Genomic DNA, 18,085 nt, shown 5'->3' with positions numbered 1-18,085 from the left:
TCTAATTTAGAGTAAATACTCTTTAATTCATATAGTTCATCTGCTATGTTTAGCAGCATGGACATAATCACAATTATAGAGGACAGGAAAATGTCAAAAGTCCAACAAATATGCCAGGGTATGGCGGCCATAGTAATAACAACAACGGCTTTAACAGGTTGCTCACAGGTGGTTAAAACGGGTGCCAATGTGGCGCTGGGTTTCACTGAAAAACATATAGTGCCACCAATTCTGGCGATGGATGATGCAGAAATGGTGTGTAATTCAGGCAATGCCTTAACACCAGCGATCATGTCAACCAAGGAGATGGGGGCAGATCCAACCCGTGTTGCCGTACTGATGTACTCTGCAGCCGGTATTTGTGCGGAGCAGAAAGCGCTAGATGCCGAACTACGCTATATGCGTGCATCTAAAGCCAATCAGGTTACTGAGGCGCAGGATGCTCGCGTAGAGCAGAAACGTTGGGCAGCATTGGCTGCACAGCGTCAATATAACGGTTACCAGATGTTCCAGAAGCGTTACGAGAAAAAATATAATGTCGCGCTGGGTGAGAGTTGCCCAACCTTGAAGGGTGATACAGAACAGACTGTCTATCTGCTGGGCATGCTCAGTGGCCTACAAGCCATGACCAATGATATTAACTCGGGTGGAGCGGTGCAGGTACCGAAGGACATCGCTGCTGTGGTAGAACGCGGGATGACCTGTCTGAACAATGAAAAATTCTGGGGTGCACCAAATGCTACACGTGCCGTGATCTGGACCTTGTTGCCAGGCGCAGGTGATGGCAAGCCGGATCCATATCAGACCTTGAAACAGTCGACCCAGATTGGTGAACAGAAAGGTGTACGTTTATCACATGCACTTTATGCTGTAGCTGCTCAGGCATCAGGTGATGATGCCAAGTTGCGTGATGCGCTGAAAACTTTTGCACAGGCACGTTCTGATGAAAAACCGGTCAATCCACAATTCAAGCTGATCGACAGTATGGCTTCGATTATGGTGGGTGGCATTGCAGACCGTTACTGGACCGAGCATACCGGCGTTCGCACTGGAGACGATGGCATGCAACGTTTCTGGGATGAAGCGGATACAGCATCTGACCTTGATGATCTGTTTAATGCGGATTCCTGATCCAGTCAGGTCCGTACGTTAAGGCGGACCTAAATTGACATACGTTAAGGGACTAAGCGATGCAGATGCATGATCACTATCTTCGTAACAAGATTGTCTTTCTGGCAGTCTTTGTTGCTTTCTGCGCATGGCTGCAGATTTTTAAAGATAATTTTATCTTTTGGCAAGCTAGCCTGATAAGTGAGCCCTGGCGGCTGTGGACGGCACATTGGGTGCACGTTGGCTGGACACACTATTTCCTTAATATGCTGGCCTTTATCTGCTTGCCCTTTATCTTTCCACGTGTTTCGGTGTGGAACTTCGTCAGTATTCTACTGGTCTTGCCTCCGCTGATCAGTCTTAGCTTTTATTATTTCCTGCCAGATATCGAGGCTTATGCTGGACTGTCGGGTGTCTTGCATGGTGCGTATGCCGCCGTGGCCTGTGTGCATCTGTTGTATAAGAAAGAACGCAGTTTTGCAGCTTTGGTATTGTTTCTGATTTTTGCCAAGCTGGTCTGGGAAAATACCATCGGCAGTGAGGGCACGGCCCAATTGATTGGTAGTCCGGTACTGGTTGAAGCGCATTTGCTGGGGGTGATCTGGGGGATTGTAGTGGCCAATCTATATATCATTGGTAATTACTGGCTGGATCAATGATGCAGTTGGCATAAATAACAAAAAAGAAAATGCAAATTGTCATTTTCATTTCGCACAGTCTGGTGCAGAGTCAGAAGCATAATAATCAGATTGGTCTGTAAATCGGACTTACAAGACAAAGGGAAAGTGAAGCCAAGTATGGTGGACATTCCCAGAGAATAACAATAGGAATACACATGCAAAATGATGCTGAAAACAGATCGGGACTAGGTCTGTTGCGTTATATCTGGACAGAATGGATCTCGACATTTGTCGTACTGGTCTTGCTGTTACTGACTCTTGTCATTGGTACGGGTGAAATGATCCATGGGCAATTGCTGCGCATGGGTGAACGGCTTTATGGCGACCCAGCTACGGGGATGCAGTATTCATTCCTACGTGCTGAACCAACCCGACCGCAATGTGAACGGAACATCGATGTCGATAGCCGTGTCCAACAGCAGATGAAAGCTGATGCTGCCGATGAATATGCCGATTTTTTTGGCGTGCGTTCCGAGGCGGATGTACGTGCAGCAGTCATGCAGGCGCAACAGGTTTGTGAAGAGTCTCATGCTTTTTATACCCAAGCCATAAATCATATCAATGCTCATCCGAGTATTCGTGCTTACCGTAGCTTTGAAACCAGTTTCTTTGGTCTGTTCAAGTTTGGTGTGGAAAACCGTGCATTGCTGCTGGTGATTATGGTGGTATTTGCTGCCATCAGTGCGACCTTGAAAACCCATCATATTGGCCTGCGCAGCCCAGCCACCAAAATTGATTTCCGGGTCTATACACTGGCTATGCTCGTCGCTAATGCCTTCCTGGCATTCTCATCTTATAGCCAGTATCAGTCAGTACTGAACTCTGGCGTGGCCATGGGAGAGATGAAATACATCTACTGGCTGTGGATGATTCTGTTTAGCACCTTAACCCTGATCAGCTTGTTCCAGGTGATTAAGTTGCCGAAGCCTACCCGTGAAGGCGGCAGTTTTGGTCTGGCTTTCCTGAGCGTACCGCTGTATGCCTATATGGCCATCAGTACCGGGATTAACTTTACCTTCTTCATGGATTATCCAATGGGGCAAGGGATTTATCTAGGTCAGCTGGTCGAGTTCTCTAGCATCTTCCTGAACCTGGCGCTGTTTATCTGGGCCGGCATGTTGCTGAAACAGACCCGTGTCGTGGATATGTTCCTGAATATTCTGCGTCCATGGAATCTGGCACCGGAAACCCTGACCTGGTTAATCCTGTTGGCAGCTGCATTGCCAACCGCTTATACCGGGGCATCAGGGATCTTCGTGATTGCTGCTGGTGCGATTATCTATAAGGAAGTCTGGAATGCCGGTGGTCGCCGTCAGTTTGCCTTGGCAGCTACTGCCATGTCGGGTTCTCTGGGTGTCGTATTACGTCCATGTCTATTAATTGTGGTTGTAGCCTCATTAAATAAAGAAGTAACGACAGACTTGCTGTATCACTACGGTGTGTATGTATTCTTACTAAGTTCGACCCTGTTCCTGGTAATTTCACTGTTTTTTGCTGAAAGCAAGTTCCGTATTGCCCCAGCAGGCGTAGCAGCACCACAATCAGGTCGTGCCTTCCTGGCTGTGATTCCATACATCGTGATCTTTGTACTGATCTGGATGTTTTACAAATATGCATTGTCGACCAATCTGAACGAGTTCACTGCACCAGTGATGATGCCAGTCATCCTGTTAATGATTGTACTGTATGACAAACTGCGCCATCAGCCTGCACCAATACCACCAGTAGGGCATTGGGATGAAAGTCTTAATATGAATCTGAATGGGATTGGTGGTACAGCAGCACAGCCTGAATCGTCACCTGGTTCATCCTTACGTCAGTTCGGTTTCTGGAAATCCATGCATATCTCCAGCAGCGAAACAGTAGGGCATATCGGTGCACTGGTCATTTTGATGGCTTTGTCCGTTAGCGTTGGCGGTTTGCTGGAGCGTCTGGAAATCATGGAAGCTTTCCCGACAGATATTAACAGCACGATTCTGGTCATTACCATGATTGTTGGCTTGATGATCTTTGTGGGCATGATCATGGATCCGTTCGGCGCCGTGATTCTGATTTCCGCAACGGTAGCGCCGGTAGCGTACCAATATGGCATTCATCCGGTACATTTCTGGATGATTACCCTGATTGGCTTTGAACTGGGGTATGTGACGCCACCAGTAGCATTGAATCATCTGCTGGCCCGGCAGTCGATTGGTGATGCTGAAGTGGCAGAAGCAGATGCAGAGGTACGACATTTGTCCTTCTATTACCGCTATGAACGCTGGATTCTACCCGTAATTGTGTTACTGCCAGCAATGCTGATCATTGCCTATGTCCCCTACCTGTTCAAGCTGTTCGGCTGGTATCACTAACACCGGATATTAAAAAAGCACCTACGGGTGCTTTTTTCTGCCTTTAAGAGGACGGATGATTTCGTTTAAAGCTGTTTTGTAATAGAGGACTACATAGCAAAATGGCTGAGAAAATCAGAGCCAGTCCAAGCAGGCCCATAATATCGGGGATTTCTTTCCAGAAGATATAGCCCCAAATTCCGGCAAAGATGATCGCCACATAGTTGACAGGTCCGATCTGTCCGGCAGGTGCCAGCTTGTAGGCATTGGACATCAGGATCTGGCTAATATTAGCCAAAACGCCTGCTGCAATCAGATAAGCTAGTTCAGTTAGATGATAAGGGCGCCAGTGCCAGAACATCGGAATCACTGAAACCAGTGTGCCAATAAAGCAAAAATAGAACACGATCCGTTCTGGTGGTTCAGTATCTGTCAGCGCACGTACAGTGACAAAAGCCATAGCCGCTAAAAAGCTGGCACCGAGTCCAATCACTGACATGAGATTAAACAGCCCCGAATCTGGCTTTGTTACACACAAGACACCAATAAATCCGATAGCAGCGGCAAGCAGCATCGCTTTGATGATCTTTTCTTTTAAAAATAGCCAGGCAATGAAGGGAATGAAAATTGGAGAGGAATAGGTAAACACCATGGCATTAGACAGCTTGAGATGGGCAATGGCATAGAAGAAACCATACATTGCCATTAAACCCACCACAGAACGCCAGACATGCATCCATAACTTTTCAGTTTTAAAGAAACCAATACCTTTACTGAGCAGCAAAGGTAGGAATAACAACATACCCACCGCATTACGGAAAAATACGACAGTCGCGTTATCAACCGTATGTGAAGCATAACGAATACACACTCCCATCATAGAGAACAGCAAAGCCGAGCAGGTGAGCAAAAGGATGGCTTTAATCAGATCAGAAGGGAGTGCGCTGGGCATAAGAAAAAGCATCGTTAGAAGATTGTGAAATATTCTAGCGAACTATTTGATCAAAAATTATGATTTTTCTCCAAGTTGGGCTTCCAGCAGCTTGATCTGTTCTTCCTTCAGCCTGATCAGTTCATCGGCATCTTTGTGCTGAGCATCTAGCATGATTTTTTGCTCATCTAGCTGTGACTGGATATCTTCCAGACGGGAGATTTCCTCTTTGGCCAGTGCAGGGTTTTCAGGTACTGGAGCTTTAATGAGCTCGTCCTGTACCAATCGATTGGCAAGATTTGCTTCTGTTTCAATTGGAGCTACTTGAGCCGTTGCCTCAGTCTTAATAGGCTCTCGAGCAGGAGTAACTGTTACAGTTTCCTGTTCAGGTATTTCCTGAGATGAAGATGCACTGAACCACTGATAAGCAAATACCAGAATCACGACAGTAACTAAAGCCCCAATAATCCCCACTAAAAGTTTAGAACTATGCCTTTGCTCTACACTCATATGTTCAACCTTATTTATTTTTCTATACTTAACGCGGTTTAAACTGAATCACACCCACTTCATCAGGTACAGCAGGAGCTTCAGGTTGCTCAACGTGGGTTGGACGGTTTTCCTCATAGCCACATTCAATACACTCAATCCATTCATTCTCGCCGGAGGTCAGCATGACAATCCGATCCATCGCCTGACATTTCGGACATTTAGCACCTGCAATGAAACGACGTTTGATGGTCATCATACTCACCTGTTGATTAATTTAAACCGTTAGTTTAAGCATTTTTTAATGTATTCGTCCAACCTTGATGACGTAGTAGAGCATCAATTTTTGGCTCACGGCCTCGGAAGTTCACAAATGCCTCCAGTGCAGTGTCTTTTCCACCAACTGCTAGAATGTTCTTGCGGAAAGCGTGACCCGTGTCCGTATTGAAAATGCCTTCTGTTTCAAAACGGTCAAAGGCATCACTGGCCAATACTTCTGCCCATTTGTAAGAATAATATCCGGCAGCATAGCCACCTGCAAAGATATGGCTAAAGCTATGCTGGAAACGGTTATACGGTGTCGTTGGCAACACGGCATATTTGTCTCGGATCTCACTCAGGGTCGCCTGAACCTGTTCAGCATTCAGCGCTGGATTGGCACGGTGAATGGTCAGATCGAACAGGGCAAACTCGAATTGACGCAATGTTTGCATGCCTGACTGGAAGAAGCGGGCATCTAGCAGGGCTTTCAGCAGATCTGCTGGTAGGACTTCTTTGGTTTCTATATGCTCGCTGAGCAAATTTAGACTGTCCTGATCCCAGGCCCAGAATTCCATGAACTGACTTGGTAACTCAACTGCATCCCAAGCCACACCATGTGTACCGGCAACAGAGATATTGTCTACTTCAGTCAGCATATGATGCAGACCATGACCAAATTCATGGAACAGGGTAATCACTTCATCATGGCTTAGCAGGGCGGGTTTGTCGCCGACCGGTGGGGTAAAGTTGCCGACCATATAACAGATGGGCTTTTGTAAGCCGTCATGGGTACGCATGCGAGAGCGGAAACCACTCATCCAGGCACCACCACGTTTACCTTGACGGGCATACAGGTCAAAGTAGAAACCACCGATGACTTCACCCTGATCTTCCAGTTCAAAATAATGTGCATCCGGATGCCAAAGCGGAGCTTCACGTTCGATGACCTGAATGCCATACAGACGGTTCACAATGCTGAATAGACCTTGAATTACTTTTGGGGTCGGAAAATAAGGTTTCAGTGCTTCCTGTGACAGGTTGAACTGCTGCATTTTCAGCTTTTCAGAATAATAACTGCTGTCCCAAGGTTGCAGCTCGGTAATACCATCTTCTGCTGCAATTGCTTTCAGCTCGGCAATCTCTTTTTCAGCAGGCGCACGCGCATGCTCAGCCAGATCACGTAAAAACTCATCTACGGCGTCAACACTTGGTGCCATTTTACTGGCCAGTGAATATTCAGCATAGTTGTTAAAGCCGAGGAGCACAGCCATTTCCTGACGCAGATTCAGGATTTCTTCCATCACAGCTGTATTGTCAAATTCAGACTTGTCGGACTGATCTGATGCACGTGTGGTATAGGCCTTATAGATTTCCTCACGCAGACTGCGGTTTTCTGAATGGGTCATAATGGCTAAATAGGATGGGAAATCCAGGGTGGCTACGGGCTGATCCAATTTATGCTGTTGGCCATACTGTTTGAGCAGTCCAATATTGTTTGCCGATAAGCCTGCCAGTTCATCCTCATTTAATGGTCTGAAGTAGGCTTGAGTCGCATCCAATACATGATTGGAAAAATCTGAAGATAGCTGAGATAAACGTGCGGAAATTTCTGCATAACGTTTTTTCGCTTCACCTTCTAAAGCGACACCTGAAAGTTTGAAGTCTCGTAGTGCAAGTTTAATCGCGCTTTGCTGTGCTGCAGGCAGGTCAGTAAATACCGGTGCATCATGCACATGCTGATAAGTTTGATAAAGCGCCGTATGTTGACCAAGCGCGGTGTAGTATTCACTTAAAGCAGGGAGTAAAGACTGATAAACTTCGCGAGTTTCAGCATTGTTCATCACGGCATTCAGGTGCGAAAGTACGCCCCATACTTCACTCATGTTATTTTCAAGGGTATCGACGTGTTCGAGTACCTGTAGCTGTGCTTGTACAGATTCAGGTACAGCGGTTAATTCTTTTAAAAATGCCTGACCTTGGGCAATGCTCTGTTCAATCTTTTGTTTTAGGTCTGCAAGGGTAATTTGGTCAAATTCTGGAACAGGCAAGGTTGCCTTTTCTAATGTCATGTCGGTCTGCCGATTTATTTCCTGTGTTATTTGTAGAAGTAAGGCTTCTAGAAGGATAAATCAAGCCTTGGGTGCTATTTATTCTGTGTTGCTTTGACAATTTGGATGGATTCGATCTTTTTGATGTAAGTCCCAAATTGCCCTTGGATGACGGACAGCTTTATCTGTAAAACCTGATTTTTATAGTGTTCATATTCATTTGAACTGAGTCGAAAAATACCAGATCCATCATACGCTGTATCCAAAAAATAGCTGACGCCATGTTTATATGTCTGCTCTTTCACTGCACTTGTCTCAACGGTCACGACACTAGGTGTACCAAAAACAAGGGTATGCAGTAGAGGGGGATAAAACACCAGATTCAAATAACAAATCAAAATTGCAAAAAGAGGCAGTAGCAGTAAGAAATAGAATTTCGGTTTTTTCTTTGCATTTTTCCATGTGCGGGGAATGACCCATTCACCCTGTCGATGGAGCATATAAAAGTAGATCAAAATCACCAAATACATAACGATTGCTAAAATGAAAGCACATATTTTGACGTGATCCGTTGGGGTGAAATCTAAGCTAAAGATGGCAAAAAGCGCTGAGATCGTCAGCAAGAAAAATGCGAACAAGACATAGTTGTGATAATCATATTTCGAGATCTTTTGCGGATTCATTGTTTTTAAGTAGCTTATTTTTATATGGATATATTAAAACAAAAAGAGCGCCGTAGCGCTCTTTTTATTTAGCAAAAATCATTCACCCTTTGCTTTGGCATTGGATTTTTTCTTTTTCGCTTTGGCTTTTTTCTTTACCTTACCTTTATCCTTTGTTTCAGGCTTTCCTGCAGATTTTTTAGCAGGCTTTTTGCTGTAGGAACTGGGTTTTCCTTTGTCTTTTTTGCGTCGTATGGGTTGTTCTCCATCTGCATTATCTTTGGCTTTGGACTCGCGTTCATGTTTGCCAAAGACTTGTTCAGTAGCTTCCGGACGGACTAAAGGCTTTTTCTCTGCGACACGTGGTGCACGGGCGCGGATTTGACGGCCAGCATGGGTTAACTGTTGTACCAGTTCAAAGTCAATCTTACGTTCTTCCAGATTCACCCCGGCAACCTTGATCTTGACTTCATCCCCCAGACCGAAGATTTGCCCACGGTTCTGACCGACCAGGCTTTGGCTGCTTTGATCAAAGATAAAGAAATCATCGCCGAGCTGGCTGACATGTACCATGCCATCTACATAGAGATCTTTCAGGGTAACAAACAGACCAAATTCTGCAGTCGCACTGATAATGCCAACAAATTCTTCACCCAGATGCTGCTGCATGTAGTGACATTTCAACCAGGTCGTTACAGAACGTGAAGCTTCATCAGCACGACGCTCAGTTGAAGAGAAATGCTCACCGGCATCATCCAGCGATGCACCCGAAATCGGATATGGTTTCTGCGCCAACTGTGCTTTAATCGCCCGATGTAACAACAGGTCAGGGTAGCGGCGGATCGGCGAAGTGAAATGCGTATAGGCATCATATGCCAGACCGAAGTGACCATCATTCTTCGCGCCATAGTAGGCCTGCATCATTGAGCGTAACAAGACTGCATGAATACTTGGGGCATCAATACGGTCTTTGGTCGCTTCAATCACTTCCTGATAATCTTTCTGGGTGGGCTGTTCCGGGAATTTCAGACCGAGTAGCTTGACGAAGTCACGCACTTTCTGAATACGGGAAAACTCTGGTGGCTGATGCACACGGTACAGCATTGGAATTTCATTTTTCAGCGCATACTCTGCCGCCGCCACGTTGGCGAGCAACATGCACTCTTCAATCAGCTTATGCGCATCATTACGGGTGCGTGGCAGAATTTCTTGAATACCACCCAGCTCATCGAAAGTCATATAGGTTTCGACAGTTTCGAATTCCATTGCATGACGATCCGCACGCAATTCTTTCAGCACCTGATACAGCTGGAACAGTGTATTCAGTGATTTGCGTACATCACGATCTTCAGTAATCGCGTTACTGTCACCCTCAAAATACTGTGCAACCTGGTTATAGGTCAGACGCGCTTTGGAATGCATCACAGAAGGGTAGAACTCAAAACTGGTCACACGGCCTGCACGTGACAGTTTTAAGTCGCAAACCATACAGAGACGGTCAACATTCGGGTTTAAGGAACATAAGCCATTGGAGAGTGCTTCAGGCAGCATCGGCAAGACATAATGCGGGAAGTAAACCGATGTACCGCGTTCTTGGGCTTCGTCATCCAGGGGCTTGCCAACACGGACATAATGGCTCACATCTGCAATTGCCACGACAACACGATAACCACCGCCAGGACGTTTCTCTGCATACACCGCATCATCGAAGTCGCGAGCATCTTCACCATCAATAGTGACTAAGGCCAGGTCACGCAGGTCGATACGACCTTCTCGATCCTTAGCATTTGGTTCTTTAAAACTTTCTGCTTCTTTGATGACTTCATCAGGGAATTCGTAAGGCAGACCATATTCCAGAATGGTTTGTGGAATGATGATTTCCGTATCTGCTTTATCTGCCATTGACTGGATAATATGCGCAGTCGCAAATTCTTCTTTGGTTGGATAGGTATCAATCGCAACACGAATCGAATCACCAACTTTGACCTGAGCATGTTCAATCAGTTCTTTTTCTAGGGTGATCGGCTGATGTGCATTCGGACTGGCAGGTTGTACGAAATATTCACCTTCATGCTGGCAGACTTTACCAATAACCTGTTTGACACGATGTTGTACCACTTCAGTAATAAAACCCCAGGCCTTACCTTTGCGGTCGACTGAAGTTTGGCGGACTTTAACGCGGTCACCATTAAAGACCTGGCGCAATTCACGCTCGGGCAGTAACAGATCATCCTGACCGGAAATATTGGCTGTACCCATGCCTTTAGAATTGATATATACCGTGGCTTCATATTCCGGTTGTTCAGTAGCAATCTGGAATTTATAACCATCTTTCATTAACTGGCCATCACGCACCATGGCAATCAGGCGGTGACTCAGGGCATCAATACTTTTTTGATCTGCAATTTCAAAATGTTCCACCAGGTCGGCATGCGACTGGGCATTATTCTTTTCTATGGTTTCTAAAATCAGCGTGCGACTTGGGATAGGGTTGTCATAACGTTCAGCTTCAGCTTTTGCTTCAGGATCGACCCAATTTTTCATCATGTCTTTAAATTTTCCTAGGAGATGGGATTAGCATAAGACATGTGCGCTCAGACTGCACGTAAATGATTGCAATAATCTGTTTAAGTTTCCGTTTTTCGGCGGATTTTCGACTATTGGATAGAAAGCGGAGCTTTTTCGCACAATAAGTGTATAAAAACAGATAAATTGTTTAAAAAGTATTTAATCGAGCAAAAAACTGCACTTTTTTTTAAAGCTTTGCTTGCAGTGCTATGCCGAAATTTGTATTATGGCGGCACGTTACGGTGAGATGGGTGAGTGGCTGAAACCACGTCCCTGCTAAGGACGCATACGGGTAACTGTATCGAGGGTTCGAATCCCTCTCTCACCGCCACGCTTACTTATGTCGCGCGCTCATAGCTCAGCTGGATAGAGCACTTGGCTACGAACTAAGGGGTCGGGAGTTCGAATCTCTCTGAGCGCACCAAGTAAGTTAAGCAGAAAAACGTATTGCCAACCTAGGCACACAAGTTACGCGCTCATAGCTCAGCTGGATAGAGCACTTGGCTACGAACTAAGGGGTCGGGAGTTCGAATCTCTCTGAGCGCACCAACTTGAACAATCAACCGCACATGTTGCGGTTTTTTTGTGCCTGAAATTTTCTGGAATTAGGCTCAAATGCCAGTGCTTAATTTTCACTATGCCGCTATGAATCTGATAGCTAAACTAGCTTAAGGTCGAAAGCTGATACGCTATTAATTGCTTTTAGGTATAAATCTACAGGAAAATTCACCGATAAAACCTGAATTTAACCATATCGTTTATTTACTGTACGTTCGGTTGGGTTTTTATTAAAAAAGACTTAACAAGTTTAGAAAAACATATATAATGCACCCCATCAAGACGTCGCGCTCATAGCTCAGCTGGATAGAGCACTTGGCTACGAACTAAGGGGTCGGGAGTTCGACTCTCTCTGAGCGCACCAATCTTGATAAGAATTCTCAAAAAAAACCGCACATTGATGCGGTTTTTTTACGTCTGTAGTTTTTGATTTATAGATATAAAAAAACAATAACTGCTTTTGAATTTACTTCAGCTTTTGCTGTACTTTAAGTGCATAGACCGTATTTGCTCCAACTGCTGGCAGAATATCGTGATAAGGCATACTGCGCATGGCACGTAATAAAAATGGGGCCTGATCATGAATCTTCATGCTGCTAGTCATTTGAAATAAAGTGCCATGAGCTTGTGGCAGCAGTTTCATTCCTGCCTTTACAAATTTTAAATCTCCGCCAATCGCATCAAACTGGCTTTGCAAAGGCGAGGGTTGTTGATAACGAAGCTTAAAATCGAATGGAATCTGGATCACTCCCAACCCAACCGATACCTTATAGTTGGCATCCATCTGCTGACGATTCACTGGATTGAGTTCCACTTTACGAATCTGTCGTGGGAATAATTGCTGACTGGCATCAACTGCAAGCCAGGGCTGCAGTTTCTGAACCGGTTGTGGATAATAATGAAAACTGCTACTAAAACGCATGTTTTCTGAGGTTTGACCATATTTGAGCTGACGTGCAGGCAGAATAAAGCTGACAGGCTGGGCAGACTGCTGACTCAGTTGAGTGATTTTCTGAATTTGCCCGGCATTAAAATGTACTTGCGGGATCTGGCTTGCAGATAATGGAATGCTCGACTGGGATTTAAAACGTTGCTGTAAAGCTTCAAGCAGGAACGCATTGGTACCAGCAGGAATACCCAGTTTAGCTTCAGGTAAGGCATTTAAAATTTTGCTAAACAGAAAGCCTTTCGGCTGATTTAAGTCGCCCCATTGCGTCACGGTGACCAAAGTTTTATTTGCTCCAAGTGCAAACCATTCCAGCCGTCCAGCACCATAAGGAATCGGGGCATCCACAATTAAAGTTTCAATACTGTTTTCTGACACATGATGCTGCATCACCACATTTTCCTTAAAATTCAGCACTGGAATGGGCGTAGGAATATGTACCTGATAACGCACCTGCTGGATATGTCCGCGGGACTCCAGAATCTGAGCAGACTTGAGCGCTGGAAACAGGCCGGCATAGCCCTGATAATTTAAAAGATGTTTTTTAACCTGAGCCTCAGGAATCGGTAATATCACCGCACTGCTATAAAATTGTACACTTTGAGCAGCTGTCTGCTTAAAGGTCGGAAGCTGTAAGGATTGTCGAGGATGTGCATAGATGAATAGTCGGTCACCGGTCAAATCCGCTAGCTGCTGTGGACTACCGGAAAAGACATCGATACTGCTCGGAAGTGCTGGCGTCCAGGGAATAATTTTCGCCCAGCTAAAAGGAATATAAGTTGTGCAGAGGCAAAGAAGCAGACACGATTTTAGTGATTTCATACAACGTCCTGTTGTGCATTTTATTATTCTGATAGTTGTGGATTAAAAACGATTTTTATAACCAGCGGAAGCAAAGATATGTAATTCATTTCCGAATACATTTTGCTAATGGGGATAGCAGTGAATTTGATATAGTATGAGCCAAGGATTTTTATATTTTGATGTGATGCTATGACTGAGTCAGCACCGACTTTATCGACCCGCTATTTTCTGACTTTAGAAGAATCTCAGGATGGATTTGCTTTGGCTACTTTTGGCAAAAAGCAGATCAGCCGATTTCTGACTCCTTTGGTGAGTGTCGGAATCATCATCTGGGGCTTTTCTATGGGCTTTGATGGGGTAGGGCGTTATTACGTGGCACTGGGTGCATTCTTTCTGCTTTTACAGGGCATCATGCGTTACTGGTTCCTGCCGATGATGTTCAAACGCCAGTTTGTAAAATACCAGTTCGGCAAGAGCGAGCAGGGTATTGACCTGTATCAGGACCATGCTGAAATCTTCCATAATGGCCGCAACAAGATCGTGCATTACAGTGAAGTGCAAAACTTTGCCAAAGGCAAGCTGACCTATATGCTGGAACTTAAAAATCGTACTGTGGTGATCGTACCTAAACGCGCCTTTGCCGATGCCACTGAACAAAGCATTTTCGAACGTACTTTCAAGAAATAATTTCAACATTTAAAAGGGAAAATAGTCAATCATGAGTACACGTCCATCCAAGATCGTTTGTGTCGGCCGCAGTTATGCAGATCATGCCAAAGAGCTGGGTAATGCCATTCCGGACCGACCGGTCCTGTTTATCAAGCCACCAAGTGCATTAGGCGATCTGGATGCAGGAATTGAATGGAATCGTGATCTGGGCAGCTGTCATTATGAATGTGAGCTGAGCCTGCGTATTGACCGTACCCTGAAAAATGAAACTGATCCTGCAAAAGCTTTAGAAGCAGTGGGTGCTGTGACTTTGGGTCTGGATCTGACTTTACGTGATTTGCAGGATGACCTTAAGAAAAAAGGCCAGCCATGGGAACGTGCCAAGGCTTATGATGGCGCTTGCCTGCTCTCTGACTGGGTGTCAGTTGAAGACGTAGTAAATGACTGGAAAGATGTACACTATACGCTGCATGTAAATGATGAACTGCGTCAGAAAGGCGATACTGCTTTACTGATCTTTGATGTGGGAACATTGCTGGCAGATATCAGTCAGGTATTTACCCTAGAAGAAGGGGATGTGGTAATGACTGGTACACCAGCGGGTGTAGCAGCATTGCACTCTGGTGAACAGCTGAAAATGACCTTAAAGGGTAAAAACCAGGAATATATCTGGACTACCTTTGTGAAATAAGCTGAATCTTACGTGGAAATAAGGGAGTCGAAAGGCTCCTTTATTTTTATTTAAAATTTTTAACTGGTTTGATGAATTTTCCTGAATTGATCAGGTGTATAGCCCATCCAGCGTTTAAACATTTGAATAAAAGCTGAGGCATTGGCATAGCCCAGATCAAAGGCAATATTTTCTACAGTTTTTTGCTGTTTCAGCATAGACATGGCTTTGATGACTTTCAGACGCTGCCGCCATTCATTGAGTGACATTCTCAGCTCCTTCTGGCAGTAGCGCGCCAAGGTGCGTTCAGTCAGGTTATGCATAGCTGCCAAATGCTGCAAGGTACTGTTATTCTCTGGATTTTGATGTAGGTAATCCAGAATTTGTCTGAGTTGAGGATGTTCAGTATGCGGCAAATAACTGCCAATCATCTGTGCCTGTTTAAGTTGATCAAGCAGTACGTGTAATAAACGTTGATGCTCTTCTGACCTTACATTAGTCGGATGTAATTTTAAATGCTGCAAGAGTGAAGTGACCAGAGGACTGGTTAATAAGATCCCCGGCTGATTTGGTAAACCTGTACATAAACTTTCATGAATATAAAAAGTTCCATGTGAAACATCGGTACGATTTAAACCACTATGTTGTAAGTTAGGTGGTAGCCATACACCGTAAGGCGGAGGGGTAATATAATCAATATGCCCAATTTTCACTTCCATGATGCCATTAAAAGCATAGATAAACTCTCCCCAGGCATGATCATGCAATGGATAGACTGACAGGGCCGGGTCTTCACGAAAATTAATCCACAGAGCTGCGTCAATATCATCATTGGTTCTAAGTTGCTTGATATCTTGAGCGACTGTTTTATTGCTTCTCACGTTAGATTGCCTGAATAATGCGATTATTTGTCTGTTTTAAAGTATATCTTTTATTTCTGACAGATTTATAGTGTGCATCTTTGATAGTGTGCGTAGAGTTGAAATTGTGGAGCAGCGTAAAGCGCTTGATGCGCAAGCCTCGTTAATCATGTTTGTCCTGTGTCTGTTATGGGGACTACAGCAGGTAGTGCTCAAGCTGGCAGCATCAGATATTTCAGCCTTGATGCAGATTGCATTACGTTCAGCCTTATCTGCATTAATGGTTTATCTTTTGATTCAAGCAGATGTAAGGCGCCAGCTATGGAGTCGTAGCTATCTTCCGGCAGGTTTGCTGGTCGGGGTATTGTTCGCTTTAGAGTTTTACCTGGTCGCTGAAGCACTGCGTTATACCTCTGCTTCACATACCATCGTATTACTATATACCGCACCAATTTTTGTGGCATTGGGATTGCACTGGAAACTTCCTTCAGAACATTTATCTCCATTACAGTGGGGTGGAATTCTCGTTGCGTTTAGCGGGATCGTGGTGAGTTTCTTATTTCGTAGCCACACTGGTCAAGCTATGCAAGCCAGTATGCTTTGGGGAGATTTGTTGGCTTTAATGGCTGGTATATTTTGGGCTGCTACCACTGTGAGTGTTCGATTAACACGATTAGCTGAAGCTCCAGCAACACAAACTTTGTTCTATCAGCTATTGATGGGCGGCATGCTGCTGTTACCTCTTGCCTGGATGACAGGACAAGCAACGGTGAACTGGACAACCTTATCTATTTCTAGTCTGATTTTTCATACAGTGGTCATTTCTTTTGCCAGTTATCTGATCTGGTTCTGGATGCTGAAAAAATATTTGGCTTCACGTCTGGGTGTATTTTCTTTTCTAACGCCGGTGTTTGGTATGATTTTTGGAATTCTGTTATTGGATGAAGAAGTTGAGATGAACTTTATTATTGGCACGATCATGGTCATGCTGGGTGTTGTGTTAGTAAGTTTGCAGGGATGGCTAAAGCCGAAAAATATAAAAGTAGCTCCTTAAAATATTGGTTATCAATAGTGTTTAAAAAAGCGTGAATAACGCAGTGAAAATTTTTACTGAAAAACTTACTTATATAATTCCCAAAAAAATCCTCTCATAAGAGAGGATTTTTATTGAAGTGCTTAAGACTTAAATGGAGTTTGAGCTTCATTCTGCCCTTCCTTTTGCTTAAACAGCTCTGAAAGGGGAATGCCTAGATTTTCTGCCAGATACTGATCTGCTTCTCGTAATTTTGGTTGTAGTCGCTGCATCCAGAGGTCATTGATCTGAAGATTTTCAATTTGATGTGTGTGTGGCAGGGCATAAGGAAGTTTGAGGTAGAAATCCCAGAAATTGACCTGATCCAGATCACGTACCAAGACATATTCATTATCCTCCGTACGTTTAATCAGATTCTGTTTTTCAAACATGCTGATATAGCTTGGCAGACGGCCAATTTCATCTCGTCCTAAAACTTCGAGTGCTTGTGCTTCACTAATACTTTCTCCAGTTTTCTGCTTGCGGTAAAACAGCTCCAGTAAATCCAGTAACATCAGAATTGGATGGATTTTACAATCCTGGCCCGATTCAAATGCCGTGATTGCATAACTGATCTCAACCCCGAGTAGGACAATATTCCAGGACAGATAAATCCAGATCAGGAAAATAGGAACCGCTGCAAAAGCACCATAGACAATTTCATAACTGGTGAAATTGGACATGACAAAGCCAAACAGGTTCTTTAAGAGTTCAAAAACCACTGCACTAAATAAACCGCCCACGAATGCAGATTTGATCGGTACACTGCGGTTAGGAATGGTCCAGTTCAGGATAAAGAAGCCGATAATCGTCAAAGAAAATGAAATGAGCCACAGTATAAAAGCACCATTCAATTCGTAGCCGGCAAAGTTATTGCTCAGTACATTCATGGACGCTACAGTGGAAGAAATCACGAAAGCGCTACCGAGTAAAATTGGACCCAAAGAAATAATGGTCCAATAGCGCATAAAGCCGATAATCCCGCCACGTGTTTCTGTGACACGCCAGATTCGGTTAAATACTGTCTCAATACTGGTCAGCATCATCACGGTGGTAATAAACAGGAACAGGATCCCGATGATGGTCAGATTGCTGGATTTGTCAGTAAAAGCACTCAGGGCTTTATCAAAGGCAATGGTGGTCTTGGGCAGGAAATTGGTATAGATCATTTCCTGAAGTTGCTGACGTGCAGGTTCTAGTGCCTTAATTGAAGAGATGATCACCAGAAAAACCGTCAGCATTGGTACTACAGCAAACAAAGTAGTATAAGTTAATGAGCCTGCCTGTTCACGGCAACGATCCGCCTCAAAGCGCCTAAGTACAAATAAAATAAATTGAAACCAGTGCTTTTCATAAAAAGGTAATTTCTTTAAGTATTCAACGATCATGCGCTTGTTGTCTCAATTTCTTATACATCATGAATTTTC

The 18,085-nt window shown here is 44.4% G+C and carries 15 protein-coding genes and 4 tRNA genes; 10 read left to right on the top strand and 9 right to left on the bottom strand.

Annotated elements, in window-relative coordinates:
* Nucleotides 1-90: 90 nt before the first annotated feature.
* The 3 genes from F955_RS14040 to F955_RS14030 all read left to right on the top strand — a co-directional run bounded on the left by F955_RS14040 (nt 91) and on the right by F955_RS14030 (nt 4,141).
* Nucleotides 91-1,131: a hypothetical protein gene (locus F955_RS14040; RefSeq protein ID WP_004809769.1), complete on the top strand. Its 1,041-nt coding sequence runs from the start codon at nt 91-93 to the stop codon at nt 1,129-1,131.
* Between the two features lie 59 nt (nt 1,132-1,190).
* Nucleotides 1,191-1,769 (top strand): rhombosortase, encoded by a 579-nt coding sequence (rrtA, locus tag F955_RS14035; RefSeq protein WP_004809768.1) that lies wholly within the window; start codon nt 1,191-1,193, stop codon nt 1,767-1,769.
* A 176-nt stretch (nt 1,770-1,945) separates the two neighbouring features.
* Nucleotides 1,946-4,141: a TRAP transporter large permease subunit gene (locus F955_RS14030; protein WP_004809766.1), complete on the top strand. Its 2,196-nt coding sequence runs from the start codon at nt 1,946-1,948 to the stop codon at nt 4,139-4,141.
* 43 nt (nt 4,142-4,184) lie between these two features.
* Here the strand turns inward: F955_RS14030 and F955_RS14025 are convergent, their stop codons facing one another.
* The 6 genes from F955_RS14025 to rnr form a co-directional block, all read right to left on the bottom strand.
* Complete coding sequence (locus F955_RS14025; RefSeq protein ID WP_004896116.1) at nt 4,185-5,072, bottom strand: DMT family transporter; 888 nt, start codon at nt 5,070-5,072, stop codon at nt 4,185-4,187.
* A gap of 57 nt (nt 5,073-5,129) precedes the next feature.
* Nucleotides 5,130-5,561, bottom strand: a complete 432-nt coding sequence (locus F955_RS14020; RefSeq protein WP_004896113.1) for a hypothetical protein — start codon at nt 5,559-5,561, stop codon at nt 5,130-5,132.
* A gap of 28 nt (nt 5,562-5,589) precedes the next feature.
* A complete protein-coding gene (locus F955_RS14015) occupies nt 5,590-5,790 on the bottom strand; it encodes a YheV family putative zinc ribbon protein (protein ID WP_171058649.1) in 201 nt (66 codons plus the stop codon).
* Nucleotides 5,791-5,830: 40 nt separating this feature from the next.
* On the bottom strand, nt 5,831-7,870 hold the full coding sequence (locus F955_RS14010; RefSeq protein ID WP_004896108.1) for a M3 family metallopeptidase: 2,040 nt from the start codon (nt 7,868-7,870) through the stop codon (nt 5,831-5,833).
* 74 nt (nt 7,871-7,944) lie between these two features.
* Nucleotides 7,945-8,532 (bottom strand): hypothetical protein, encoded by a 588-nt coding sequence (locus F955_RS14005; RefSeq protein ID WP_004896106.1) that lies wholly within the window; start codon nt 8,530-8,532, stop codon nt 7,945-7,947.
* 78 nt (nt 8,533-8,610) lie between these two features.
* Nucleotides 8,611-11,058, bottom strand: a complete 2,448-nt coding sequence (gene rnr, locus F955_RS14000) for a ribonuclease R (protein ID WP_004896105.1) — start codon at nt 11,056-11,058, stop codon at nt 8,611-8,613.
* A 262-nt stretch (nt 11,059-11,320) separates the two neighbouring features.
* Here rnr and F955_RS13995 point away from each other — a divergent pair.
* The 4 genes from F955_RS13995 to F955_RS13980 all read left to right on the top strand — a co-directional run bounded on the left by F955_RS13995 (nt 11,321) and on the right by F955_RS13980 (nt 12,001).
* A tRNA-Ser gene (locus F955_RS13995) sits at nt 11,321-11,410 on the top strand.
* Nucleotides 11,411-11,426: 16 nt separating this feature from the next.
* Nucleotides 11,427-11,503 (top strand) — tRNA-Arg (locus tag F955_RS13990).
* Nucleotides 11,504-11,551: 48 nt separating this feature from the next.
* Nucleotides 11,552-11,628, top strand: a tRNA-Arg gene (locus tag F955_RS13985).
* A gap of 296 nt (nt 11,629-11,924) precedes the next feature.
* A tRNA-Arg gene (locus F955_RS13980) sits at nt 11,925-12,001 on the top strand.
* A gap of 102 nt (nt 12,002-12,103) precedes the next feature.
* Here the strand turns inward: F955_RS13980 and F955_RS13975 are convergent.
* A complete protein-coding gene (locus tag F955_RS13975) occupies nt 12,104-13,405 on the bottom strand; it encodes a hypothetical protein (protein WP_004896103.1) in 1,302 nt (433 codons plus the stop codon).
* Between the two features lie 171 nt (nt 13,406-13,576).
* Between F955_RS13975 and F955_RS13970 the strand changes: the two genes are divergently transcribed.
* Together F955_RS13970 and F955_RS13965 are read left to right on the top strand one after the other, a co-directional pair.
* On the top strand, nt 13,577-14,074 hold the full coding sequence (locus tag F955_RS13970; protein WP_004809751.1) for a YcxB family protein: 498 nt from the start codon (nt 13,577-13,579) through the stop codon (nt 14,072-14,074).
* A gap of 31 nt (nt 14,075-14,105) precedes the next feature.
* Nucleotides 14,106-14,747, top strand: a complete 642-nt coding sequence (locus tag F955_RS13965; RefSeq protein ID WP_004896100.1) for a fumarylacetoacetate hydrolase family protein — start codon at nt 14,106-14,108, stop codon at nt 14,745-14,747.
* A gap of 59 nt (nt 14,748-14,806) precedes the next feature.
* Here the strand turns inward: F955_RS13965 and F955_RS13960 are convergent, their stop codons facing one another.
* Complete coding sequence (locus F955_RS13960; RefSeq protein WP_004896099.1) at nt 14,807-15,607, bottom strand: AraC family transcriptional regulator; 801 nt, start codon at nt 15,605-15,607, stop codon at nt 14,807-14,809.
* Nucleotides 15,608-15,713: 106 nt separating this feature from the next.
* On the opposite strand from F955_RS13960, the gene F955_RS13955 reads away from it, so the two are divergent.
* Complete coding sequence (locus F955_RS13955; RefSeq protein ID WP_026056804.1) at nt 15,714-16,640, top strand: DMT family transporter; 927 nt, start codon at nt 15,714-15,716, stop codon at nt 16,638-16,640.
* A gap of 122 nt (nt 16,641-16,762) precedes the next feature.
* Here the strand turns inward: F955_RS13955 and F955_RS13950 are convergent, their stop codons facing one another.
* The gene (locus F955_RS13950) at nt 16,763-18,046 is read right to left on the bottom strand and encodes a YihY family inner membrane protein (protein ID WP_004896096.1); all 1,284 of its coding nucleotides are present in this window, start codon (nt 18,044-18,046) and stop codon (nt 16,763-16,765) included.
* Nucleotides 18,047-18,085 lie beyond the last annotated feature (39 nt).

This window comes from Acinetobacter schindleri CIP 107287 (assembly GCF_000368625.1).
GTDB classification, from domain to species: Bacteria; Pseudomonadota; Gammaproteobacteria; order Pseudomonadales; family Moraxellaceae; genus Acinetobacter; species Acinetobacter schindleri.
The sequence above is the reverse complement of the archived record's forward strand: the minus strand, read 5'-3'. Positions and strand labels throughout refer to the sequence as shown.